The organism is Streptosporangium sp. NPDC050284 (genome assembly GCF_044459525.1).
GTDB lineage: Bacteria > Actinomycetota > Actinomycetes > Streptosporangiales > Streptosporangiaceae > Streptosporangium.
Genome location: NZ_JBITIZ010000009.1, coordinates 65,891 through 86,449, shown reverse-complemented (window position 1 = coordinate 86,449; position 20,559 = coordinate 65,891). Strand labels below are relative to the sequence as shown.

The 20,559-nt window shown below is 69.6% G+C and carries 17 protein-coding genes and 1 pseudogene; 4 read left to right on the top strand and 14 right to left on the bottom strand.

Annotation, left to right across the window (positions count from 1 at the left end; all coding sequences use genetic code 11):
- Positions 1 to 84 precede the first annotated feature (84 nt).
- The 6 genes from ACIBH4_RS21690 to ACIBH4_RS21665 form a co-directional block, all read right to left on the bottom strand.
- Positions 85 to 837: an enoyl-CoA hydratase gene (locus ACIBH4_RS21690; RefSeq protein ID WP_362517101.1), complete on the bottom strand. Its 753-nt coding sequence runs from the start codon at positions 835 to 837 to the stop codon at positions 85 to 87.
- Positions 834 to 2,444, bottom strand: a complete 1,611-nt coding sequence (locus ACIBH4_RS21685; RefSeq protein ID WP_362767577.1) for an enoyl-CoA hydratase-related protein — start codon at positions 2,442 to 2,444, stop codon at positions 834 to 836. The genes ACIBH4_RS21690 and ACIBH4_RS21685 overlap by 4 nt, the downstream gene beginning before the upstream one ends.
- Before the next feature lie 119 nt (positions 2,445 to 2,563).
- Positions 2,564 to 3,538 (bottom strand): alpha/beta hydrolase, encoded by a 975-nt coding sequence (locus tag ACIBH4_RS21680; protein ID WP_362517107.1) that lies wholly within the window; start codon positions 3,536 to 3,538, stop codon positions 2,564 to 2,566.
- A gap of 119 nt (positions 3,539 to 3,657) precedes the next feature.
- Positions 3,658 to 4,842, bottom strand: coding sequence for an FAD-dependent oxidoreductase (locus ACIBH4_RS21675; RefSeq protein ID WP_362767580.1), 1,185 nt, complete (start codon positions 4,840 to 4,842; stop codon positions 3,658 to 3,660).
- A 61-nt stretch (positions 4,843 to 4,903) separates the two neighbouring features.
- A complete protein-coding gene (locus tag ACIBH4_RS21670; protein ID WP_362517113.1) occupies positions 4,904 to 5,218 on the bottom strand; it encodes a non-heme iron oxygenase ferredoxin subunit in 315 nt (104 codons plus the stop codon).
- Positions 5,219 to 5,342: 124 nt separating this feature from the next.
- Positions 5,343 to 6,146: an IclR family transcriptional regulator gene (locus tag ACIBH4_RS21665; RefSeq protein ID WP_350948862.1), complete on the bottom strand. Its 804-nt coding sequence runs from the start codon at positions 6,144 to 6,146 to the stop codon at positions 5,343 to 5,345.
- A 310-nt stretch (positions 6,147 to 6,456) separates the two neighbouring features.
- On the opposite strand from ACIBH4_RS21665, the gene ACIBH4_RS21660 reads away from it, so the two are divergent.
- Complete coding sequence (locus ACIBH4_RS21660) at positions 6,457 to 7,539, top strand: amidohydrolase family protein (protein WP_362767583.1); 1,083 nt, start codon at positions 6,457 to 6,459, stop codon at positions 7,537 to 7,539.
- A complete protein-coding gene (locus tag ACIBH4_RS21655; RefSeq protein WP_362517119.1) occupies positions 7,526 to 8,710 on the top strand; it encodes an NAD(P)/FAD-dependent oxidoreductase in 1,185 nt (394 codons plus the stop codon). The genes ACIBH4_RS21660 and ACIBH4_RS21655 overlap by 14 nt, the downstream gene beginning before the upstream one ends.
- A gap of 68 nt (positions 8,711 to 8,778) precedes the next feature.
- On the opposite strand, the gene ACIBH4_RS21650 is transcribed toward ACIBH4_RS21655, so the two are convergent.
- From ACIBH4_RS21650 to ACIBH4_RS21640, 3 genes are read right to left on the bottom strand one after another with little or no spacing between them, the layout of a single operon-like run.
- Complete coding sequence (locus tag ACIBH4_RS21650) at positions 8,779 to 9,972, bottom strand: acyl-CoA dehydrogenase family protein (protein ID WP_362517122.1); 1,194 nt, start codon at positions 9,970 to 9,972, stop codon at positions 8,779 to 8,781.
- 12 nt (positions 9,973 to 9,984) lie between these two features.
- Complete coding sequence (locus ACIBH4_RS21645) at positions 9,985 to 11,100, bottom strand: acyl-CoA dehydrogenase family protein (RefSeq protein ID WP_362517125.1); 1,116 nt, start codon at positions 11,098 to 11,100, stop codon at positions 9,985 to 9,987.
- A 39-nt stretch (positions 11,101 to 11,139) separates the two neighbouring features.
- Positions 11,140 to 12,144, bottom strand: coding sequence for an LLM class flavin-dependent oxidoreductase (locus ACIBH4_RS21640; RefSeq protein ID WP_362767586.1), 1,005 nt, complete (start codon positions 12,142 to 12,144; stop codon positions 11,140 to 11,142).
- Between the two features lie 295 nt (positions 12,145 to 12,439).
- Between ACIBH4_RS21640 and ACIBH4_RS21635 the strand changes: the two genes are divergently transcribed.
- On the top strand, positions 12,440 to 13,333 hold the full coding sequence (locus ACIBH4_RS21635; RefSeq protein ID WP_362767589.1) for a LysR substrate-binding domain-containing protein: 894 nt from the start codon (positions 12,440 to 12,442) through the stop codon (positions 13,331 to 13,333).
- On the opposite strand, the gene ACIBH4_RS21630 is transcribed toward ACIBH4_RS21635, so the two are convergent.
- Positions 13,278 to 14,180: a LysR family transcriptional regulator gene (locus ACIBH4_RS21630; protein WP_362517134.1), complete on the bottom strand. Its 903-nt coding sequence runs from the start codon at positions 14,178 to 14,180 to the stop codon at positions 13,278 to 13,280. The genes ACIBH4_RS21635 and ACIBH4_RS21630 overlap by 56 nt on opposite strands.
- 50 nt (positions 14,181 to 14,230) lie before the next feature.
- Positions 14,231 to 14,995 (bottom strand): SDR family NAD(P)-dependent oxidoreductase, encoded by a 765-nt coding sequence (locus ACIBH4_RS21625; protein ID WP_362517137.1) that lies wholly within the window; start codon positions 14,993 to 14,995, stop codon positions 14,231 to 14,233.
- A 122-nt stretch (positions 14,996 to 15,117) separates the two neighbouring features.
- Here ACIBH4_RS21625 and ACIBH4_RS21620 point away from each other — a divergent pair.
- Positions 15,118 to 16,395: pseudogene (locus ACIBH4_RS21620) on the top strand (RNA-guided endonuclease InsQ/TnpB family protein).
- On the opposite strand, the gene ACIBH4_RS21615 reads toward ACIBH4_RS21620, so the two are convergent.
- The 3 genes from ACIBH4_RS21615 to ACIBH4_RS21605 form a co-directional block, all read right to left on the bottom strand.
- Positions 16,370 to 17,515 (bottom strand): acyl-CoA dehydrogenase family protein, encoded by a 1,146-nt coding sequence (locus ACIBH4_RS21615; protein ID WP_362517143.1) that lies wholly within the window; start codon positions 17,513 to 17,515, stop codon positions 16,370 to 16,372. The pseudogene ACIBH4_RS21620 and the gene ACIBH4_RS21615 sit on opposite strands and share 26 nt — an antisense overlap.
- 23 nt (positions 17,516 to 17,538) lie before the next feature.
- A complete protein-coding gene (locus ACIBH4_RS21610) occupies positions 17,539 to 18,672 on the bottom strand; it encodes an acetyl-CoA C-acyltransferase (protein WP_362517146.1) in 1,134 nt (377 codons plus the stop codon).
- A gap of 63 nt (positions 18,673 to 18,735) precedes the next feature.
- Positions 18,736 to 20,283: an AMP-binding protein gene (locus tag ACIBH4_RS21605; RefSeq protein ID WP_362517149.1), complete on the bottom strand. Its 1,548-nt coding sequence runs from the start codon at positions 20,281 to 20,283 to the stop codon at positions 18,736 to 18,738.
- Between the last annotated feature and the right edge of the window lie 276 nt (positions 20,284 to 20,559).

The following is a 20,559-nucleotide window of genomic DNA, read 5'->3' as shown; positions in this document are numbered from 1 at the left end:
GTTCCGGTTCCCGGAACGAATCCGCGAGGACCGGTGAGCGCGGTGGTCTCACTCATCCGGTGCTCCCCGCGTCGTCTCAGCCGGTTATCTCAGGAAGTCCGCCATGTACTCCTGGAAGCGGGGCTTGGTCACGGCCGATGCCTGGGCCCACGACTCGAATTCCAGCACCGTGTCCAGATCCGCGGCCTGCGACATCTGGACGGCCCGCTTCAAGTCCCGCACCAGCGCGGGGTCACGCCGCGCGTAAAGCTGGGCCAGGCTCGTCGCCTCGGCCAGCGGATCGTCCGCGAGCCGGGTCGCCAGGCCCGTCTCGTACGCCTGCCCGGCGTCGAGCACCTCCGCACCCAGCAGTGCGCACATCGCCCGCCCGGTCCCCATCCTGCGGGTCAGGAACCAGCTCGACCCGCCCCCCGGGTGCAGCCCGATCTCGGCGAAGGTCAGCGCGAACTTCGCCCGTGGGCCGGCTATCACGATGTCGCAGGCCAGGGCGATGTTCACGCCCGCGCCTACCGCCACCCCGCCTACCGCCGCGATCGTGGGGATCGTCAGATCCTTGATACCGAGGAACGACGCGTACACCCGCTTGAGGTCCTCGCGGATCTCCGCCGGTCTCCGGTCGATGTCTCCGAACATGGTGTTCAGGTCGGCGCCGGCGCAGAACGCCTTGCCCGCGCCGCTCACCACCAGCGCGCGGGCCTCGTCGTCGGCGGCCACCGTCCGGACCGCCTCCGCGATCTCCCGCAGCATCGGCAGGTTGAGGGCGTTGCGCCGCTGCGGCGCGTCGAGCATCAGGTGCCGGATCGGGCCGTCGGCCGTGAGCTTCGTGAACTCGGTCATCGTTCTTCTTCCTTCTCTCTGCTTCTCTGTCGGGCGTCCGCCGACCAGCGGCCGGCGCCTCCCGTCCAGGCGGGAACACCTCCGGCGCGTACCGAGGCCACGTCCAGGTCGTCGGCGTGGCGCAGCACACCCTCATCACACAGCCTCACCGCCGCGGCCACCGCCGCGGCGACGAAACGCCTGCCCAGACCTGCCGCCTCCTCGGTCGCCACCGGCTCTCGCGCGCAGGGGGCAGCGGTCAGCGGCGCGGGCCGCAGTCCCGCCACGACCAGCGCCCGCTCGATCACGGCCGGGTCGGCCCCGGCACGGCGCGCCTCGTCGGCGGCGGCCCTCACGGCCTCCGCGACGCGACCTCCGAACCCCGCGCGCTCCCCGTCGGCCAGCGGCACCGCCAGTGCTCCGGTGCGCGCGAGCCGCGCGACGACGTCGTCGACCGGTTCGTCCGCGGCCGCGTACTCGATGACGTATCCGCCGTCGCCCAGCCGGTCCGGGGCTATCCAGAGCACCGGATCGCCGGCGGGCGGCTCGACGCCCGGCTCGGCGACGGTGAGCACGACGTTGCCCTCCTCGGCGCGCAGCCGGGACAGCCCTGCGGCGTCACCGTCGCTGACGACGGCCACCGACGCGATTCCGCCGGCGGCGAGTGTCCGGCGGCCCACCGGCCCGGCGACCACCAGCACCGGCGTGCGGGCCGGCGCGTTCCCGGCGGCCTTACGCAGCCGCGATCGGGTCCGGACCGTGTCGAAGAAGGCCACCGCGATGGTCGCCCGCGCCGCGTCGGAGACGACGAGGTCGGCCAGTCCCTCGCTCTCGGCACGCAGGGCCGTGTCGACGTCGGCACTCGCCGCGATCGCCGCGACCTCGCGGATGGTGGCGACGGCGGGGGCGAGGTCGCGCGCCGGTTGCAGCACGACCGGGTCCTCACCGGCCTCGTCACCGAACGCCGCCGGTCGGCCCCGGTCCCACGGCTGGGCCGCGTCGGGGTTGGCCAGAATCCAGGCGCGGGCCTTCTCCAGCGCCTCGGCGCGCGAGGTGGCGAGGTCGTCGATCAGGCCGAGTTCGTGAGCCTGGCGGGCGTTCAGCCTGGTGCCGCCGACCAGCAGTCGCAGGGCGCGCGGCAGGCCGATCAGCCGGGTGGTGCGGGTGATGCCGCCACCTCCCGGTAGCAGCCCCAGCGTCACCTCGGGCAGTCCCACCATCACCTCGGTGGAGTCCAGCGCGATCCGGTGGTGGCAGACCAGGGCGAGTTCCAGGCCACCGCCGAAGGCGCCACCCTCGACGAGCGCGACGACGGGGCGTCCCAGCCTCTCCAGCCGTCGCATCCGGGACTTGCGCAGTTCGAGATCGTCGAGGAACGCCTGCCGGTCGGCGGGGCCGATCCCGACGAGCCGTTTGAGGTCGCCACCGGCGAGGAAGCCTTTCTTGGCTGAGGTGAGCACGACACCGATGACGGTGTCGCGTTCGGCCTCCAGCCGGTCGATCACGGCCGCGAACGACCGGACGAACAGCTCGTTGAGGGTGTTGACCCTCTGATGTGGGTCGTCCATGGTGAGCGTGACCACGCCCTGGTCGTCGCGTTCCCAGCGGATCGCGGTCTCGGCGGTCAAACCACTGCGCTCCTTCCCGTGCTGACTCTGAGGTGAAACACCGGCCGGATCGCCGGACGGACCGCTGGACGGGCTTGATCTCACCGCCCCGCAGTCCGGATCTCTGAACGGCCCGGATCTCAGGACTGCTCGACGAGCGACGCGATCTCGGGGCGGTTCTTCGAGATCCCGGCCGCGTCGGCGGTGGCGCGGGTGATCCGGCCGTCCCGGAGAAACTCCAGGAACAGCGGGTTGAACAGATCCGGGCGGTCGGTCTGCCCCTGGTGACCGCACTCCCCCGGATAGAAGAACTGGATGTTCGGCAGGACCTTCTCCTGCTCATAACCCCACTCGACGGGGGTGAGCACGTCCTCGGTGCCGTAGAGGTAGACGCCGGGGATGGTCAGCCGGTCAAGGCGGCCCCGGGTGGTGAGCCTCGCGGCGATGTTCTGGTCCTGCCACGGGATACGTCGGCCGTACTGCAACACGCTCGGCCAGAGCCGGGCGTGCGCCTCACGGTGCCGTTCCGCGGCGGCGTGGCGCATCTTCAGCAGGTCGTCACTGATCGCCGCCTCGCGGTGGATGATCGCCCCCATGAGGGCGCGCATGCCCTCCTCGGTACCGTCGTACTTCGGGATCGCGACCTTCGCCGAGGGCTTGACGGCGTCATCGGGCACCACATCGCCGACGTCACCGGCGATCAGCACGAAGCTGACGACTTTCTCCGGGTGCGCGACCAGGTAGTTGACCGTGTTCATGCACCCCATCGAGTTTCCCGCGAGGTGGAACCGGTCAAGGCAGAGCGCTTGGACGAACTCGTGGACGAAGTCGACGTGGCTCTCCAGGCCGGTGGGCCAGTGCTCCTCGCGGGTGTCGGACAGCCCGAAACCCGGCATGTCGGGACAGTAGACCCGAAATCCGTTCTCGCCGAGGAACGGCGCCATGAACCGCCAGCCCGCGGTGCCGGAGGAGCCCGGCAGACCTCCGTGCAACAGGACCACGGCAGGACCGGTGGTACCGGAGGTCATGTAGTGCGCCCGTGCGCCACTGGCCAGCCGTACCCAGCGGCTGTGCATGCCGGGAACCTCGATGATGCCTTCCTCTGTCAGTGCCATCTCGTTGTCTCCTCTCGGTTGCCCGTCACGTGATCCGCCGCCTCGCAGGGGGTGGGAACACGCGTGCGACATGGTGGGGCGCCGCCGATCGCCGGTCGGCGAGGCGATGCGGGTCGGTGTCAGAAGGGTGCGTCGAGCGCGTCGATCGGTGTGCGCGCCATGACGGCGCGGCGTAACCTCATCAGCAGCCGGGGGTCGTCGACGACGACGGCCGCCACGACCGTGCCGTCCTCGTCGGCGTAGACGGCGGCGACCTGGTGGTCGTCGGCGGCGGGACGCACCCGCACCGCTCGTCCGAGGCCGGGTCGGCCGACGATCTGGATCCGATGGCCGTACTGGTCGGACCAGACGTACGGCGGCTGCACGCGGGGCGCGGGAGCACCGGTGACCGCCGCCGCGACGATCTCGGCGTGCTCGTTGGCGTTGGTCCAGTGTTCGATGCGCATCTCGACGCCGTACATCGGGTGCGGCCACCGGGCGACGTCACCGGCGGCGTAGACGCCGTCGAAGCCACGGACCCGCAGCCGCTCGTCGCAGACGACGCCGTCGTCGACGGGCAGCCCCGACGTGGCGAGCCAGCCGGTGGCCGGGGTCGCGCCGACGCCGACGACGACGAGGTCGGCCAGCAGGGTCCGGCCGTCGGCGAGGGTCACCCCGGTCACCCGGCCGATGCCCTCGAAGCGTTCGACCTGCGTTCCGGTCAGCAGAGTGACGCCGTTGGCCTCGTGCAGGCCGCCCAGCAGCGCCCCGACCTGCGCGCCGAGCAGATGGGCGAGCGGCACGGGCTGAGCCTCGACGACGGTCACGTCGGCGCCGTACGACCTCGCCGCGGAGGCGAACTCGGCCCCGATGAATCCGGCCCCGATCGCCACCACGTGCCGGGCCGCGGGCAGCGCGGCGCGCACGGCGAGGGCGTCCTCGACGGTGCGCATGGTGTGCACGCCGGTCAGTCCCTCGGCACCGGGCAGGGTCCGCGGGGAGACACCGGTGGCGATCACCAGGATGTCGTAGCCCAGTTCCTCACCGGTGTCGGTGACGACGACGCGGGCCACCGGATCAAGCGCCACCGCGCGTACCCCGACGCGCAGGTCGACGCCGAGGGCGTCGAGTTCCTCGGCGCCGAGCAGGGGCACCGGGGCGCCGTCGGTCTCCGGCAGGATCATGTCCTTGGACACGGGGGGCTTGTCGTACGGACGGTACGGTTCGGCCCCCACGATGGTGACGGGGTCGGCGAATCCGGACTTGCGAAGGCTTTGTGCGGTTCGCACTCCGGCGATCGACGCCCCGACGATCAGGATTCCCATGGCGGACATCGTCGTGCAGGGCACGATGACCGGGAAGTGCCGGTGCCAGCCACCGGAACCCTCAGCACCGGACGTAGACCTTGCCGTCCTCGACCTGGACCTCGTAGGTCTTCAGGCCGATGGTCGCGGGCAGGCACAGCGCCACACCGGTGCGGATGTCGAAGCGGGCCATGTGCAGCGGGCAGACGATCTCGGCGCCTTCGAGGTCGGAGTCCTCGCCGAGCGACCATCTGTCGTGCGTGCAGACGTCGTGGGTGGCGTAGAACTCGCCGTCCTCGGTGCGGTAGATCGCGATGGGCTCCTCCCCCGCGCCTTTCCACGTCATGGACGTCCCCGGCTCCAGATCATCGACACCACAGGCCAAGCGCCACTCCATCAGTCCCCCTTGTCGCCGCTCACCGTCTACTACGCCGCCGATTGTCGGGCACCATGGGTGCCGACTCCGACACGTGTCCCGGCAACCGGAACATCCGTGCCGAAGAACCCCGCCCGGGGCTGCTTCAGTAGTCGCGGGGGAACCAGTGTGAGTGACCGTTGGCCAGACCCATGCGGCAGGCCGCGGCGATCCGGGCGGTGGTCTGCCGCAACGCGCCCTCGACCTTGAAGTCGAGCCGGGTGGCCGAGTCGTAGGCGACCGATACGGCGGCGACGGCGGCGTCCTGGACGATGACGGGAACGGCCATGCAGGCGACACCGGCCTGCGACTCGTTCGATTCGTGCGCGCTCTTCTCGGCTCGGATCTTACGGAGCTCGACGAGCAGTTCGTCGATCGTGGCGACCGACGCGGGCGTCAGCCGCGGCAGCGGCGAGGGAAGGAACGCCTCGAGATCCTCGAAGTTCTCCCATGCGAGCATCGCCTTACCGATCGCGGTGCAGTTCGCGGGGAGTCGCGCGCCGACCCGGGAAACGGTGACCGGCGAGTTCGCGGACGCGAACTTCTCCAGATAGACGACGTCGAACTGGCGCAGCACGGCGAGGTGCACGGTCAGCCCGGTCCACCGGTGCAGTGCCGCGAGGAACGGCATCGCCTTGTCCCGCATGCTGCCGGCCGGCGTGATCACACCCATCTCGAAGAGGCCAAGGCCGATCTTGTAGCCGCGCCGGTGCTGCTCGATGGCGCCCAGGTCGATGAGGCGGGCGATAATGCGGTGCACCGTGGATTTCGGCAATCCGGCCGCACGCGCGAGTTCACTCAAGGTCATTACTCGGTCGTCGGCGCTGAAAGCCCGGAGAATATCGAATGCCTTGGTGAGAATGGAAGGGGAATCCCCATCGACGGGATCCACCGATTCGAATTCCGCCATCGGCACCCCCGTCGAGCTTGATCCGGCCTGGTAGAGCTACGCCGAGACCCTTTTTTCCACAAAAATCCCGCATTGTTTCCTACACGTTTCGTGGAGGATAACACAGTCACAGCAGATCCTGCGGAGAGTGTGACGCACGTTACCCGGCCCCGGAGAGATTCCGGTGGTTGGAACAAATCTCCGCAACCGATTTCCGGATGCCCTAGCATGCCCGGATGTAAATAGATCAATCAGCAGTGCGACCCCCGGGAGCCGAACCGGCTCCCGGCGACGACCATCGCCTGCTCGCGCCCGCAGCGGAGGAGGCACCATGGGGCAGGGACGCCAGCCTACTGTCGACGTCCACGCGCACTTCCTCCCGGGGCACCTGCCGGGCTGGCCGGGCGAGACCGCGGGACCCCGGTGGCCACGCCTTCGGACCGGCGACACCGAAGGTCAGATCCTGATCGGCGACTCGCTCTTCCGGCGCGTACGCCCCAGCCTCTGGGACGTCACCGAACGCCTGCGCGAACTCGACGAGGCCGGCATCGACCACCAGGTCATCTCCCCCGTACCTGTCACCCTCGTCTACGACGCCGAGCCGGAACCCGCGGCCCGTTACGCCCGCGCCCTCAACGAGGCCCTCGCCCAGACCGCCGGGGCCTCCGGCGGGCGGCTCACCGCCTGGGGCACCGTACCGTTGCAGGATCCCGCCGCCGCCGTCAGGGAACTCGAACACCTCTCCGGCACGCTCGGACTGACCGGTGTCGAGATCGGCACCACCGTCAACGGCCTCGAACTCGACGATGAGGCGCTGACCCCCTTCTTCGCGGCGGCCGAAGCCACCGACACCATCGTGTTCGTCCACCCGATGGACGGCGGCGGCGGCGCCATCCGCCGACGCGGTCAGCCCTACGACTTCGGCCTCGGCATGCTCACCGACACGGCGATGGCCGCCGGAGCGCTCATCTTCGGCGGGGTCATGCAGCGCTTCCCCAGGCTGCGGGTGATGCTCTCGCACGGTGGCGGCACCCTGCCCTGGGCCTGGCCCCGGCTGGCCAGGGGCGCCCGCCTCGGCGACGTCGACCACACCATCGACCTGGCCGCCACCATCCGCCGGTTCTGGGTCGACTCGCTCACCTTCGATCCCGGGCACCTGCGTCTGATCATCGACCGGTTCGGTGCCGACCGGGTGATGACCGGCACCGACCACCCGTTCATCACCCGCCAGATCCATACCGCGACCGAAGAGATCGAGACGGCCCGTCGCGACGGGACCATCACCGACGATGAGTCAGGCGCGCTGCGCTCGGCGAACGCGGTCGCCCTGCTCGCCGGGCGGAGCGGTGATCCCTCAACAGCGGACTCGACAGCGGACTCGACAGTGGAGAAGAAACGCGATGACGCGCGATGACGTGACCGTAGTCGGCGGTGGCCCGATCGGGCTGCTCGCCGCACTCGGCCTGGCACAGGCAGGCATCCCCGTGACCGTCCTGGAAGCCGCGAGCAACGTCGTCCGAGCCCCCCGTGCGATGATCATCCACTGGTCGGTCCTCGACGGCCTCGACCGGCTGGGCATCCTCGACGACGTACTGAGCGCCGGCCTCGTCCAGGACTCCTGGTCACTGCGGGTCACCGCCACCGGCGAGACGTTCCGGTTCGACCTCGGGGTCCTCGGCGACGAGGTGAACCGGCCCTTCAACCTGCACCTGGAACAGGACCGGCTGGCCGAGATCCTGCTCAGGCATGCCACCAAGCTGCCCAATGTCACCGTGCACTGGGGTAGCCGGGCCACCGAGGTGACCCTCGACGAGCACGGCGCCACCATCGTCGCAGGCGGCCCCGAGGGGAATCTGCGACACCGCACCTCCTGGGTCATCGGGGCGGACGGCGCCCACAGTGTCGTCCGGCGCGGCATGGGCCTCGGTTTCCCCGGCATGACCTGGCCGGAAAGCTTCGTCGCCACCAACATCACCTACGACTTCGCCGGCCTCGGTGTCCAGCGCTGCACCGGCATGATCGACCCGGTCGACGGCGCGCTCGTCGCCGAGATCGACGGTGAGGGCCTGTGGCGCTACACCTACGCCGAATCGCTGCGCCTGCCCGTGGAGGAGATCGCGCAGCGGATTCCCGCGGCACTGAAACGGGCCCTGCCCGGCGGTGACGACATCGAGGTGCACGCCTGGTCGGCGTTCCGTATGCACGAGCGGGTCGCCGACCGCTTCCGCGTCGGCCGGGGCATACTGGTGGGCGATGCCGCCCACGTCACCAACCCGTCGTCGGCGGTCGGCTTCGCCGGCGGGTTCTTCGACGTGTGGACGCTGATCGAGACGTTGACCCGGGTGATCATCGACGCCGACGACCCGGCCGTGCTGGACCGCTACTCACAGCTGCGCCGTCAGGCGTTCACCGAGCACGCCTCACCGCTGTCGTCGGAGTTCAAGCAGTTCGTTTTCAACATGGACGATCCACGACGGCTCGACCGGGAGGTGCAACGGTTCCGGCGCGTCGTCGGCGATCGGGACCTGCTGCGCCGCTTCCTGAAGGCCGGCTATGACACGAAGACCCCGACGTTGAAGAACTGACCCGGCGCGACAACGCGAATCGGCCGGTTCCCCAGGGCGGGGAACCGGCCGATTCGCGTCGCGCCGGGTCAGCCCCGAGCCTTCTTGGCGAAATCCTTGGCCACGATGACGCGCTGGATCTGCCCCGTGCCCTCGAAGATGTCCAGGATCTTCAGGTCGCGGTACCACTTCTCCAGCAGCAGTTCGGTGCTGGTGCCCTCCGGCCCGAGCAGCTGCATGCAGCGCCGCACCACCCGCTCGGACGTGGGCGGGCCGAACGCCTTCGCCATCGATGCCTCGACGCGGTTCTGCAGGTCGTGCTGCCGCATCCACTGGGCGTGCCGGTTCAGGTGCCGGTTACGCGTCAGGGCCGCGGCCATGCCCTCCAGCTCGCGCTGGATCAGCGACCAGCGGTCGGCGCGGAAGCCCAGCCGCTGCTCGTGCAGCAGCTCACCGGTCAGATCGAGGGCGGCCTGCGCCACCGTCGTCGACAAGGCAGAGACGTTGGGCCGGTTCTGGTTCAGTACCGACAGCGCACTGAGGCGGGCGCCACCGGCGCCGTTCGTGCCGGCCGACGGGTCGTGGCCGAGCCGGTTCTCCAACGGCACGACGCAGTCCTCGAATCCGACATGGGTGGTCTCCCACGCCCGCAGACCCAGCTTGTCCTCGTTCTCCTTGAGGATCACCAGGCCGGGGGTGCCCCTTTCGATGACGAACGCCTCGGCCGAGGCGATGCCCTTCTCTGAATCGGTGACGGCGAACGCCACCACGTACTCGGCGGACGCGGCGTGGCTGCAGAAGATCTTCGAACCGTTGATGACCCACGAGTCGCCGTCACGGACGGCCCGGGTCGCCAGCCCGCTGGTGTCGGAGCCCGCGCCCGGCTCGGAGAGACCGAACCCGGTGACGCCGCCACCGCGCACCACCGGCTCGTACCAGCGGTCGATCTGTTCCGGCGTGCCGAGCAGGCTGACGACGACGTGGCCGATACCACCGCTCACGTAGCTCTGCGCCCACGTGTCGCCGTAGTTGAGGCCCTCATACTGGGCCATCACCCGCATCAGCTCACCGTCGGGGAACTGCGGCAGGTCGTTGTCGCGGCCTTTGGCGACGTGCTTACTGATCTTCACCGGGCAGGTCTCGAAGATCTCCCGGTAGTTCGCGGGCGGCCGATGGTCGGCGTCGGCCTGGCGCGCGTGCGGCCGGATCTGGGCCACCGACCATTCCTTGAGCTCGCGCTCGTAGCGCTGCAGCTCCGGACTGAATTCAAAGGCGAGCGTCACTGTGGGTACCTCTCAGACCGCGGGCGCGAAGCTCGCGAAATACGGGTCGGCGTCCAGGGTCGAAAGCAGCGCGGCAGCGCGGTACCACAGCTCCGTCGGGTGGTCGGTGAGGAATCCGTGGCCACCGAGCACCTGGATGGCGTTGCGGGTCGCCTCGGTCGCCGCGGCGTGCGTCTCGTTGACGATCCGGCTGACGTCGGCGAGCGCCTCCGTGCGCCCCCGGTCCAGCCCGCTCGCCACCGACAGCAGGCCCAGCCGGGCCGCGTCGAGCCGCATCTGATCGTCGACGAGGGTGAAGGAGATTCCCTGGAAGTCGAAGATCGGCCTGCCGAACGCGATGCGTTCCGTCGCGTACTTCGTGGCGTACTCCCGGGCCCGGTTCGCGCCACCGAGCGCCACCGCCGGCGCCAGCAGCCGAGTCCGGGCGACGGCGAACGCGAGTGACCGCGCGTCGGCGTCCACGCCGCCGAGCAGGTCGTCCGCCGCGACGAGCACATCGAGGTGGACCCTGGACAGTCGCGCCGCGCTCAGCGCGATGTGCGAGGTGCCGGAGACACGCTTCGTGTCGACGCCCTCCCGGTCGAGGCCGACGACGGCGGCGCGCAGACCGCCCTGCGGGTCCACCCCGACGACGAGCAGTTCGGTGACACCGTCGAGCAGCGCCACCGCGTACTTGGTGCCGCGCACCCGCCAGCCGTCGCCTTCGGCGGTGATGGTGGTGTCGTACTCCTCGGGCGGCAGGCCGTAGCGCTCGTAGAGGGCCGGTGCGGGCGCCGCACGCGCCCCGTCCGCGACCCCGGCGAGCCAGCGGTTCCGCTGCTCCCCGGTACCGGCGGCGTCGATGATCAACGTGGAGCCACCGGCCAGGACGGCGGTACCCACGATGCCCGGATCGCCGTAGGCGAGGTTCTCGACGGCGCGCAGCTGGGTGACCGCGTTCGGAGTGCCGCCGAGGTGCTCGGCCACCGGGGCGGTGAAGCCGAAGTCGCGCAGCCGGCGCCAGAGCCCCTCCGCGATGGCGCCGGTCCTGTCCACCTCACGTGCCGCCTGGTCCACGGGGCCGAGTGCCAGCCGGCGCGCCGTCTCGGCGATGAGCTGGTCCTCGGCGGACGAGGAAAGAACAAACATGGAGAACCTTTCTTCAAGCGGAGACCGGCCGACGGCTGCTCACCGCGCGTTCGGCAGGACCTTCTCGGTGAACAGCTTCAAACCGGCGTTCACCACCTCGCGGTCGCCGTCGCGGGCGCCCATCAGCACCACCACCCGGTCGAGTCCGGCGGCCTTGAGTGCCTGGAGGCGGTCGACACACGCCTGTGGTGGCCCGGCCACGGCGAAGCGGTCGATGAACTCGGGCTCCAGCACCGTGCCGTGTCCGCTGCCACTGCTCGCGTGGTGGATCCGGTCATACGCCTCGGCGGCCCGCCGGTACTGCTCCTGGAGCGCGGGGTCCTCGGTGGCGAACCGCGCGGTGGCGGAGAAGCGGGCGATGGTCAGCACCGCGCCGGCCAGCATCGAACGGGCCGCTTCGACGTCGTAGCCGGTCATCACGTTGATGTAGGCGCCGAAGGTGAGGTCGGCGGGATCCTTGCCCGCCTCGGCGCGGCTCTGCCGGGCCCAGGCGATCGCGGCGGCGATCCGCTCCGGGTCGGCGCCGAGGGCGAACATGATGCCGTCGGCCTCACGAGCGGCCATCGCGATGGCCTTGGGGCCGCTGGCGGCCACGTCGACGCGCACCGGCGGCAGCGTCGACCTGCCGATCCACTCCGAGCGGCTCTCGAAGCCGTCGAGGTCGACGATCTCGTCGCGCAGGTAACCGCGTACCTGGCGCACATACGTGCCGAAGTCAGCGAGCTTCGCGGGCTTGCGGTTGATGTAGGTCAGCGACGAGTCACCACGGCCGATGCCGAGCACGGCCCGGCCGCCGGAGGCCTCGTGGACCGACTGCACCGCCGCCGCCATCACCGACGGGTGACGGGTCACCGGGTTGGAGATACCCGGGGCCACCAGCAGCCGTTCGGTGGCCTCCGCGGCCAGCGCCATGCCGACGAACACGTCGCCGGTGAGGCACTGGGTATCACCGAAGGCCAGACCGTCCCAGCCCGCGTCCTCGGCCCGTTTGGCCATCCGGCCGGTACGACCTGGAATGGGAAAATTGACCTGCCAGATCTCCATCGCAACGCCCTTGCTCTTTCGGCGCCCGCAAACACATGCACGGCACGGGCCGGCCGGGAACGTCGACATGGCGTTTCCCGGTGGCCGGACTGGTGACTCGAATGCAAACTAGTTGCCGACGTAGCGGGGGCCGTGTTTCTGTTCCAACGACTGGAACGGATTTCCCTGTCGCACTTCCGGCAAGATGGCGCGCTATTTCCTGAAGCGCACGGCGCCGGTTACCGCCGGACGGAACTCGGCGATGCCGACGGGATGCCGACGGGATTCAGGCCTCAGGCGACAGTAGGGTGTCAGCGTGGATCTCCGGCTCATAGAGTATTTCATCGCTGTCGTCGATCACGGTGGGGTCACTCGGGCCGCGCAGGCGCTCTACATCGCGCAACCGTCGCTGTCACAGGCGATCCGCACCCTGGAACGCAGGCTCGGCGTGCAGCTGTTCGACCGGGCCGGACGGCAACTGCGGCTGACCGACGAGGGAGAGGCGTTCACGGTGTCGGCGCGCCGGATCCTCGCCGATGTGGTCCGGGCCCGGCAGCGGGTGGCGGCGGTGCGGGAGTTGCGCAGCGGACGCCTCGACATGGCCGCGCTCTCCACCCTCGCCGTCGAACCGCTGCCCCGGCTGGTCAGCACGTTCAACCGGGAGCATCCCGGAGTGCTGGTCAGCGTCAGCGACCCGGGCAGTCCGGCCGGGGTGGTGTCCATGGTCCGCCAGGGAGGCGTCGAGCTGGGACTCTCCGAGCTGCCGGTGCGCAGCGACACACTGCGGTCCATGGAGCTGTTCACCCAGGAGATCTGCCTGGTGCTGCCGCCCGCACTGGCACAGCGGCTGCCCGATCCGGTGCCGGTGGCCCACATCGCTGAGATCCCGCTCGTCCTGGAGGGGGCGGCGGGGCCCAACCGGACTGCGGCCCACGCCGTACCGGCCGGGGTGACGTTGCAGGTCGTGGTGGAGTGCGTCCACCGGCAGGCCATCTGGGCGCTGGTGGCCAACGGCGCCGGGGCGACCCTGCTGCCGCGCCAGGTGGCCGAACAGGAGGTCACCGGGGTCGTGGTGCGCTCGACGACGCCGCGTCTGGAGCGTCCGGTAGGCCTGGTGTTCCGGCCGGGAGCGCTGTCACCCGCCGCGCAGGCGTTCATCGACTGTGTGCGGCGGCTGTATCCGCCACCTGCTCCCGCACCAGCTCGATGAAGGCCCGTCCGACCGGCGACAGCGCTTCCGGGTTGAACAGCAGCCCGTAGGGGCGGCTGAAACAGGGGTCGACCGCCCGGACCACCGCCCCACGGGCGGCGGCGGCTTCGGCCATGGATCGTTCCATGAAGGTTCCGCCGAGCCCGGCCAGCACGAACGCGAGCCGAGCCTCCCGGTGCGCGATGATCGCGGCGGGCCGGCGCAGCCGCCCCGCCGCGGTCACCGCGCGCTCGATCTCGGTCGCCCAGGAACTGCCCGGCGGCACGACGATCAGGGGTACGTCGGGCAACTGGGCCCTCGGCAGCGGATCGGCCCGCGACACCTCGGTGCCGGGCGGGAAGACCGCCCAGAACTCCTGTACGCCCAGCGGCAAGGTGTCCAACCCACCGGTCGCCGTGGGCAGATAGCAGACGACGATCTCGCAATGCCCGTCGACGATCAGCGATGCGGCGGCCTCCTCGTCCTGCAGGTCACCGATGCGGATGTGCACCTGGGGACTACGTTCCCGGAACCGGCCGATCAGTTCGGCGAGCGACCCGGCCGACAGGGTGGCGTACGCGACGATGTCGAGCCGCCCGCGCAGCCGGCCCGCCGCGTCGACCACAGAGCTCTCGGCCGCGACGACGTCGCGCAGGATCTGCCGGGCAGGGCCGACCAGGGAGTGCCCTGCCGAGGTCAGCACCATGCCCCGGCCGATACGGTGGAACAGTTCGGTGCCCAGCTCGCGTTCGAGGCCGCGGATCGACTGGGAGATCGTCGGCTGGGACAGGTGCAGGCTCTCCGCGGCGGCGTTGATGCCCTGATGGTCGACGACCGCGAGGAAGTACTCAAGGTTATGCAGGTCCACTCCGAGAACCCTACTGTCCGGCACGCGCCCCACCACGGTGAGCCGGCACGTCAGCGGGGTGCCATCCGGATGGCACCGTCGAGGCGGATGGTCTCTCCGTTGAGGTAGCCGTTCTCCAGGATGGCGGCGGCGAGCTGCCCGAACTCGTCGGTGCGACCCAGCCGGGCCGGGTTCGGCACGGTGGCCTCCAGCGACTTCTTGACGTCGTCGCGCAACCGGGCCAGCAGCGGCGTGTCCATGATGCCCGGGGCGATGGTGCAGACCCGGATAGCGCGGCCGGCCAGGTCGCGGGCGGCGACGATGGTCATGCCGACGATGCCGGCCTTCGAAGCGGTGTAGGGGATCTGGCCGATCTGACCTTCGAACGCCGCCACCGAGGCGGTCATCACGATCGCGCCGCGCTCACCGTCGACGAGCTCCTGGCGGGCGATGCGCTCCGCGCCAAGGCGCAACGCGTTGAACGAGCCGATCAGGTTGAGCCTGATCGTCCATTCGAAGTCCTCCAGGCTGCCGGGGCGGCCCTCCCTGTCGATGACGCGCACCTTGCGGGAGGCCCCGGCGCAGTGCACGAGCCCGCGCAGCCCGCCGCGCGCGTCGGCGGCGTCGAGGGCGGCGGCGAACGACTCCGGGTCGGTCACGTCGCCCGGCGCGAAGTGCGCCCGCTCCCCCAGCTCCTTGGCGACGGCGGCCCCGTCGGAGGTGGGCAGGTCGATGACGGTGACCGTCCCGCCGGCGGCGATCAGCCGGCGGGCGGTGGCCAGACCGAGGCCGGACGCACCCCCGGTGACGGCCGTGTTGAGTCCATCGAGATTCATCAAATACCTCCAGCGTGGATACTCCGGCCTTCAGGCCGGAGAGGAAACGCGGCACCATGCCGCACGAACCTGGAATCGAACACACGTCCACTGTTAGCTGATCTTGCGCTAGAATGTGAGGCATGGCGCAGACCGTGAAGCGGGCGTTCAAGTTCCGCTTCTACCCGACCCCTGAGCAGGCCGAAGAGCTTGCCCGGACGTTCGGCTGCGTACGCCTCGTCTACAACAAAGCCCTCGAAGAACGCACCCGCGCCTACATGCTGGAAGGCCGGAAGACCTCCTACGTGCAGTCGTCGGCCGCGCTCACGGAGTGGAAGAAAACCGACGACCTCGCGTTCTTGAACGAGGTCTCCTCGGTGCCGCTTCAGCAGGCATTGCGCCACCTTCAGGCGGCGTTCACGAACTTCTTCGCCAAGCGGGCGAAGTACCCGGCGTTCAAGTCCCGCAAGAAGTCCCGCCTCAGCGCCGAGTACACCCGCAGCGCCTTCCGATGGCAGAACGGGCAGCTCACCCTCGCGAAGACGAACGACCCGCTGAACGTCGTGTGGTCGCGCCCACTGCCCGAAGGAGCACAGCCGTCCACGGTGACGGTGTCGAAGGACGCGGCGGGCCGCTGGTTCGTCTCCATCTTGTGCGAAGACACCGTCCGGCCGCTTGACCCGACGACCAATGCGGTCGGGGTGGACGCGGGCATCACGGCGTTGGCGACGCTCTCCACCGGAGAGAAGATCGTCAACCCCGAGCATGAGCGGGCCGACCGCAAGAAGCTCGCCAAGGCTCAGCGGAACCTCTCCCGCAAAGAGAAGGGGTCGGCGAACCGGGCCAAGGCGAAACTCGCCCTCGCCCGCGTGTATGCCCGCATCGCCGACCGTCGCCGTGATCATCTGCACAAGGTCACCACTCGTCTCGTCCGTGAGAACCAAACGGTCGTGATCGAAGACCTCACCGTGCGCAACATGGTGAAAAACCACAGCCTGGCCCGCGCCGTCTCGGATGCCTCCTGGCGCCAGATGCGGTCCATGCTGGAGTACAAAGCAGCCTGGTACGGGCGGGAGTTGCTGGTCGTGGACCGGTGGTTTCCCTCCTCCAAGCTGTGCTCGGCGTGCGGCACCCTCCAGCGGTCCATGCCGCTCAACGTCCGCGACTGGGTGTGCGCTTGCGGCGCGGCCCATGACCGGGACGTCAACGCCGCGAAGAACATCCTCGCCGCCGGGCTGGCGGAGAGGTAAAACGCCTGTGGAGCCGGTGTAAGACCTCAAAGGGGGGATCCTCCTGGCGGGCAACTGGCGGTGAAGCAGGAACCCTCACGGGCGACCGTGGGGAATCCCCTCCCTTCAGGGAGGGGAGGAGGTCAATGTCTTCCCCTTGTGACCGTCAGAGCCCGAACGACTTCGCGATGATCGTCTTGAGTACCTCGGTGGTGCCGCCGTAGATGCGGGTGACCCGGGCGTCGGCGTAGAGCCGGGCGATCGGGTACTCGCGCATGTAGCCGTATCCGCCGTGCAGTTGAAGGCAGCGGTCGACGACACGGGACTGCATCTCGGTGCAGAAGATCTTGATCTTGGCGGCGTCGACGGGGCTGAGCTCGCCCGCCTCGTGCTCCGCCAGGCCCCTGTCCAGCAGCGCCCGGCCCGCCTCGATCTCCACCGCGCACGACGCGAGCTCGAACTTCGTGTTCTGGAACGAAGCCACCGGCACACCGAACGCCTTGCGGTTCGCCACGTACTCCAGCGCCGCCGCCAAAGCCGCCTCCGCCGCACCCTGCGCGGCGACGGCGATACCGAGACGCTCCTGCGGCAGGTTACCGGTCAGGTAGCCGAAGGCCCCGCCCTCCTCACCGAGCAGGTTCGCCACCGGCACCCGGACGTCGTCGAAGAACAACTCGGCGGTGTCCTGCGTGCGCAGACCCACCTTGTCGAGGTTGCGGCCCCGGGTGAAGCCCGCCATCTCCTTCTCGACCACCAGCAGCGACAACCCGTCACGACGTCCGCCGCCCTGGCCGGTGCGTGCCACCACCACGATCAGATCGGCGTGGATACCGCCGGTGATGAACGTCTTCACCCCGTTGAGCACCCAGTGCTCACCGTCGAGCCGTGCGGTGGTGGCGATACCGGCCAGGTCCGAACCCGTTCCCGGCTCGGTCATCGCGATCGCCGTCATCAACTCGCCGGACGCCATGCCGGGCAGCCAGCGCCGCCTCTGCTCCTCGTTCGCGTACGACAGGAAGTACGGCAGCACGACGTTCATGTGCACGGCCAGGCCGCCCAGGTTCACGTACGCGCGCTGGGTCTCCTCCATCCAGACCGCCGAGAACAGGAAACTGTCCTGCCCGCCCCCGCCGTACTCCTCCGGGATCTGGACACCGAGCACGCCCAGCTCACCCAGCCTGTGGAAGATACCCCTGGGAACGATCTTCGCCTCATCCCAGTCGAGATAGTGCGGCACGACCTCCCGGTTGAGGAACTCACGCGCCGTCGCGCGAAACGCCTCGTGATCGGGGCCGTACAGGGTGCTCTTCATCGTCTCGTCTCTTCCAGCGCCGTCTACAGCAGTTCGAGGATCGTGGCATTCGCCAGGCCGCCGGCCTCGCACATCGTCTGCAGGCCGTAACGGATGCCGTTGTCACGCATGTGGTGCACCATCCGGGTCATCAGCACCCCGCCGGAGGCGCCCAGCGGGTGCCCGACCGCGATCGCCCCGCCCAGCGGGTTCAGCCGCTCGGTCCTCGCCCCGGTCTCGGCCTGCCAGGCCAGCGGCACCGACGCGAACGCCTCGTTGACCTCGAAGACGCCGATGTCGTCAATGCTCAGGCCCGCCCGGCGCAGCGCCTTCGCGGTCGCCTCGATCGGCGCGGTCAACATCATCACCGGGTCGTCGCCGGCCAGCGCCACCGTGTGAACCCGGGCGATCGGCCGCAGACCTCGCGCCGCCGCCAGCTCACCGGTGGTGATCAGCAACGCCGCCGCCGCGTCGGAGATCTGCGACGAGTTACCGGCGGTGATCACGCCGTCCTCGCGGAACACGGTGCGCAGCCCGGACAGCACCTCGGTGGTGCTGCCCCGGCGCACCCCCTCGTCGGCGGTGAGCAACCCGTTCACCGACACGAGCTGCGCGTCGAGAGCGCCCGCGTCGATCGCCGTCGCGGCCAGCCGGTGCGAACGCACCGAGTATTCGTCGAGCCGGGCGCGCGACAGCTTCCACTTCTGGGCCACCAGCTCCGCGCCGATGCCCTGGTTGAAACCGCCGACGCCGTAGCGTTCCAGCACCGACTCCGGGTACTGCTGCCCGTCTTGCACGTTGGAGCCCATCGGTACCCGGCTCATCGACTCCACGCCACCGGCGATCGCGATGTCGTAGTGCCCGGCGATCACCGACGCCGCCGCGAAGTGCACGGCCTGCTGTCCCGAGCCGCAGCGCCGGTCGACGGTGGTGCCCGGGATCGACTCGGGCCACCCGGCGCTGAGCACCGACACCCGCCCGATGTTGCCGGACTGCTCGCTCACCTGCGTCACACAGCCCCACACCACGTCGTCGATCTCGGTGGGTTCAAGGCCGTTGCGCTCGGCGATCGCACGCAGCACGCACGCCGACAGATCACCCGGGTGCAGGCCGACCAGAGCGCCGTTGCGCTTACCGACCGGCGTACGGACCGCGTCGACGATCACCGCGTCTCTCATGGTTCTTCCCTTAGGGTCGTGGCCTCGCGGCGGTCGACGGTGTGGTGCGACTCATCACTAATCTCACTCATCGGCGAGGAACGTCTCTCGCACCTCGCTGCGCCGCAGCTTGCCGGCACCGTTGCGGGGCAACTCCCCGCGGAACTCGAAAGCCTTGGGCACCTTGTATCCGGCCAGCACGGCCCGGCAGTGCTCGGTGAGCTCCTCTGCGAGCGCGTCGCCGGCCCGCGTACCGGGCTCGGGCTGTACGACGGCGACGACCCGCTGCCCCCAGTCAGGGTCGGGCACGCCGATGACCGCGACGTCGGCGACGGCCGGGTGGGTGATCAGCGCCACCTCGATCTCGGCGGGGTAGACGTTCACTCCGCCGGAGAGGATCAGGTCGACGCGCCGGTCGACGATGTACAGCCAACCGTCGGCGTCCAGGTAACCCAGATCACCGGCGGAGAAGAACCCGTCGCGCATCGCCGAGGCGGTCTTGTCCGGATCGTTGTGGTACTCGAACGGCACCGGCGGCATGAAGTACACATTGCCGATCTCTCCGGTGGGCAACTCGACGCCGTCGGCGTCCAGGATCCGCAGCCGCATCCCCGGCAGGGGATATCCCACGCTCCCCGGCTTGCTCAGCCACTCCTCGGAGTTCAGCGCGGCCGCCGACCCCTCGGTGGTGCCGTAGAACTCACAGACGACCGGTCCGAACCAGGCGATGGCGGCCCGCTTGACCTCCGGCGGGCACGACGCGCCGGAGAGCACCATGGCACGCATGCTGGACACGTCGTAGCGAGCGCGGACCTCCTCGGGCAACCGCAGCAGCCGATGCACGACCGTCGGCACGGTGAACGTCACCGACACCCGATGCCGCTCGACGAGGGCGAGGATCTCCTCCGGCCGAGGGCGCTCGGCGACCACGACGGTGTGCCCGAGCTGCAGGGCCATGAACGAGAACGTGCCCGGTCCCGCGTGGTACAGCGGGCCGGCCGCCAGGTGTACCTCACGGCCGGGAAGGATCCCGAGGCGCCCCATGAATCCGAGAGTGAACGCCGACACGGCGGGCGCCCTCCCCGACAACCCCTTGCGGACGCCCTTGGGGCGGCCGGTGGTGCCGGAGGTGTAGCCCATGTACTCACCGGCGATCGGATCTTCCAGCGGCGCCGTCGGGTACCCGGCCAGCAGTGCCTCGTAGTCGACCCAGCCGGGAGCACCGCCGACGGAGATGCGCCGCCGCGGATCCAGGTCCACCTCGACGAGGGCCGGCGCGACGACGTCGATCAGTGACGCGTCGATGACGACGGCCCCGGCGCCGCTGTCCCCCAGGATGTAGGCGATCTCCGCCGCGGTGAAGTGGTGGCTGACCGGGGTGAAGTAAAGCCCGACCTGGAAGGTGGCCAGCCGCAACTCGTAGTACGCACGCCGGTTGGGCAGCATCGCCACAACGCACTCTCCGGGCCGCAGGCCGCTCTCCCGCAGTGCCCGGGACAGCTGGTTGACCCGCTGCGCCAGCTCGCCGAAGGTCGTCGACGTGCCGTCGGTGTCGATGACGGCGACACGATCCGGATCGGCGGCGGCGACGGCGGCGAAACCGACGGGGGCGGCTGCGGTGCTGCTCGACATGCCTGACACTTCCCTTCCGCCGAGGCGCACAGACCTTGACGTCTCTCCAGCCGACCATCCTCCACAGCAGTTCATGGCACGAGCCACCAGAACGTCAAAGAGCAACCGTCGAACATTCGGATAGGCGCCGCCTATGGCGTCGAAGAACGCGGACGCATTCGGCGCTCTCATAGGTCACTCCTATCCGATTGTTTACGAGAACGTCTTTGTCACCCGGATAAACGGTGTGCTGTAGTCGGCGGCGACGCGCTTTGAGGATCCTCACGCGTTTTTCAC

Excerpts from the sequence above, each read along its gene's own strand:
- ACIBH4_RS21675 (WP_362767580.1), bottom strand. The coding sequence starts at position 4,842 with ATGGGAATCCTGATCGTCGGGGCGTCGATCGCCGGAGTGCGAACCGCA.
- ACIBH4_RS21655 (WP_362517119.1), top strand. The coding sequence starts at position 7,526 with ATGACGCGCGATGACGTGACCGTAGTCGGCGGTGGCCCGATCGGGCTG.
- ACIBH4_RS21680 (WP_362517107.1), bottom strand. The coding sequence starts at position 3,538 with ATGGCACTGACAGAGGAAGGCATCATCGAGGTTCCCGGCATGCACAGC.
- ACIBH4_RS21610 (WP_362517146.1), bottom strand. The coding sequence starts at position 18,672 with ATGAGAGACGCGGTGATCGTCGACGCGGTCCGTACGCCGGTCGGTAAG.
- ACIBH4_RS21665 (WP_350948862.1), bottom strand. The coding sequence starts at position 6,146 with ATGGCGGAATTCGAATCGGTGGATCCCGTCGATGGGGATTCCCCTTCC.
- ACIBH4_RS21645 (WP_362517125.1), bottom strand. The coding sequence starts at position 11,100 with ATGTTTGTTCTTTCCTCGTCCGCCGAGGACCAGCTCATCGCCGAGACG.
- ACIBH4_RS21670 (WP_362517113.1), bottom strand. The coding sequence starts at position 5,218 with ATGGAGTGGCGCTTGGCCTGTGGTGTCGATGATCTGGAGCCGGGGACG.
- ACIBH4_RS21640 (WP_362767586.1), bottom strand. The coding sequence starts at position 12,144 with ATGGAGATCTGGCAGGTCAATTTTCCCATTCCAGGTCGTACCGGCCGG.
- ACIBH4_RS21690 (WP_362517101.1), bottom strand. The coding sequence starts at position 837 with ATGACCGAGTTCACGAAGCTCACGGCCGACGGCCCGATCCGGCACCTG.
- ACIBH4_RS21605 (WP_362517149.1), bottom strand. The coding sequence starts at position 20,283 with ATGTCGAGCAGCACCGCAGCCGCCCCCGTCGGTTTCGCCGCCGTCGCC.
- ACIBH4_RS21615 (WP_362517143.1), bottom strand. The coding sequence starts at position 17,515 with ATGAAGAGCACCCTGTACGGCCCCGATCACGAGGCGTTTCGCGCGACG.
- ACIBH4_RS21660 (WP_362767583.1), top strand. The coding sequence starts at position 6,457 with ATGGGGCAGGGACGCCAGCCTACTGTCGACGTCCACGCGCACTTCCTC.
- ACIBH4_RS21625 (WP_362517137.1), bottom strand. The coding sequence starts at position 14,995 with ATGAATCTCGATGGACTCAACACGGCCGTCACCGGGGGTGCGTCCGGC.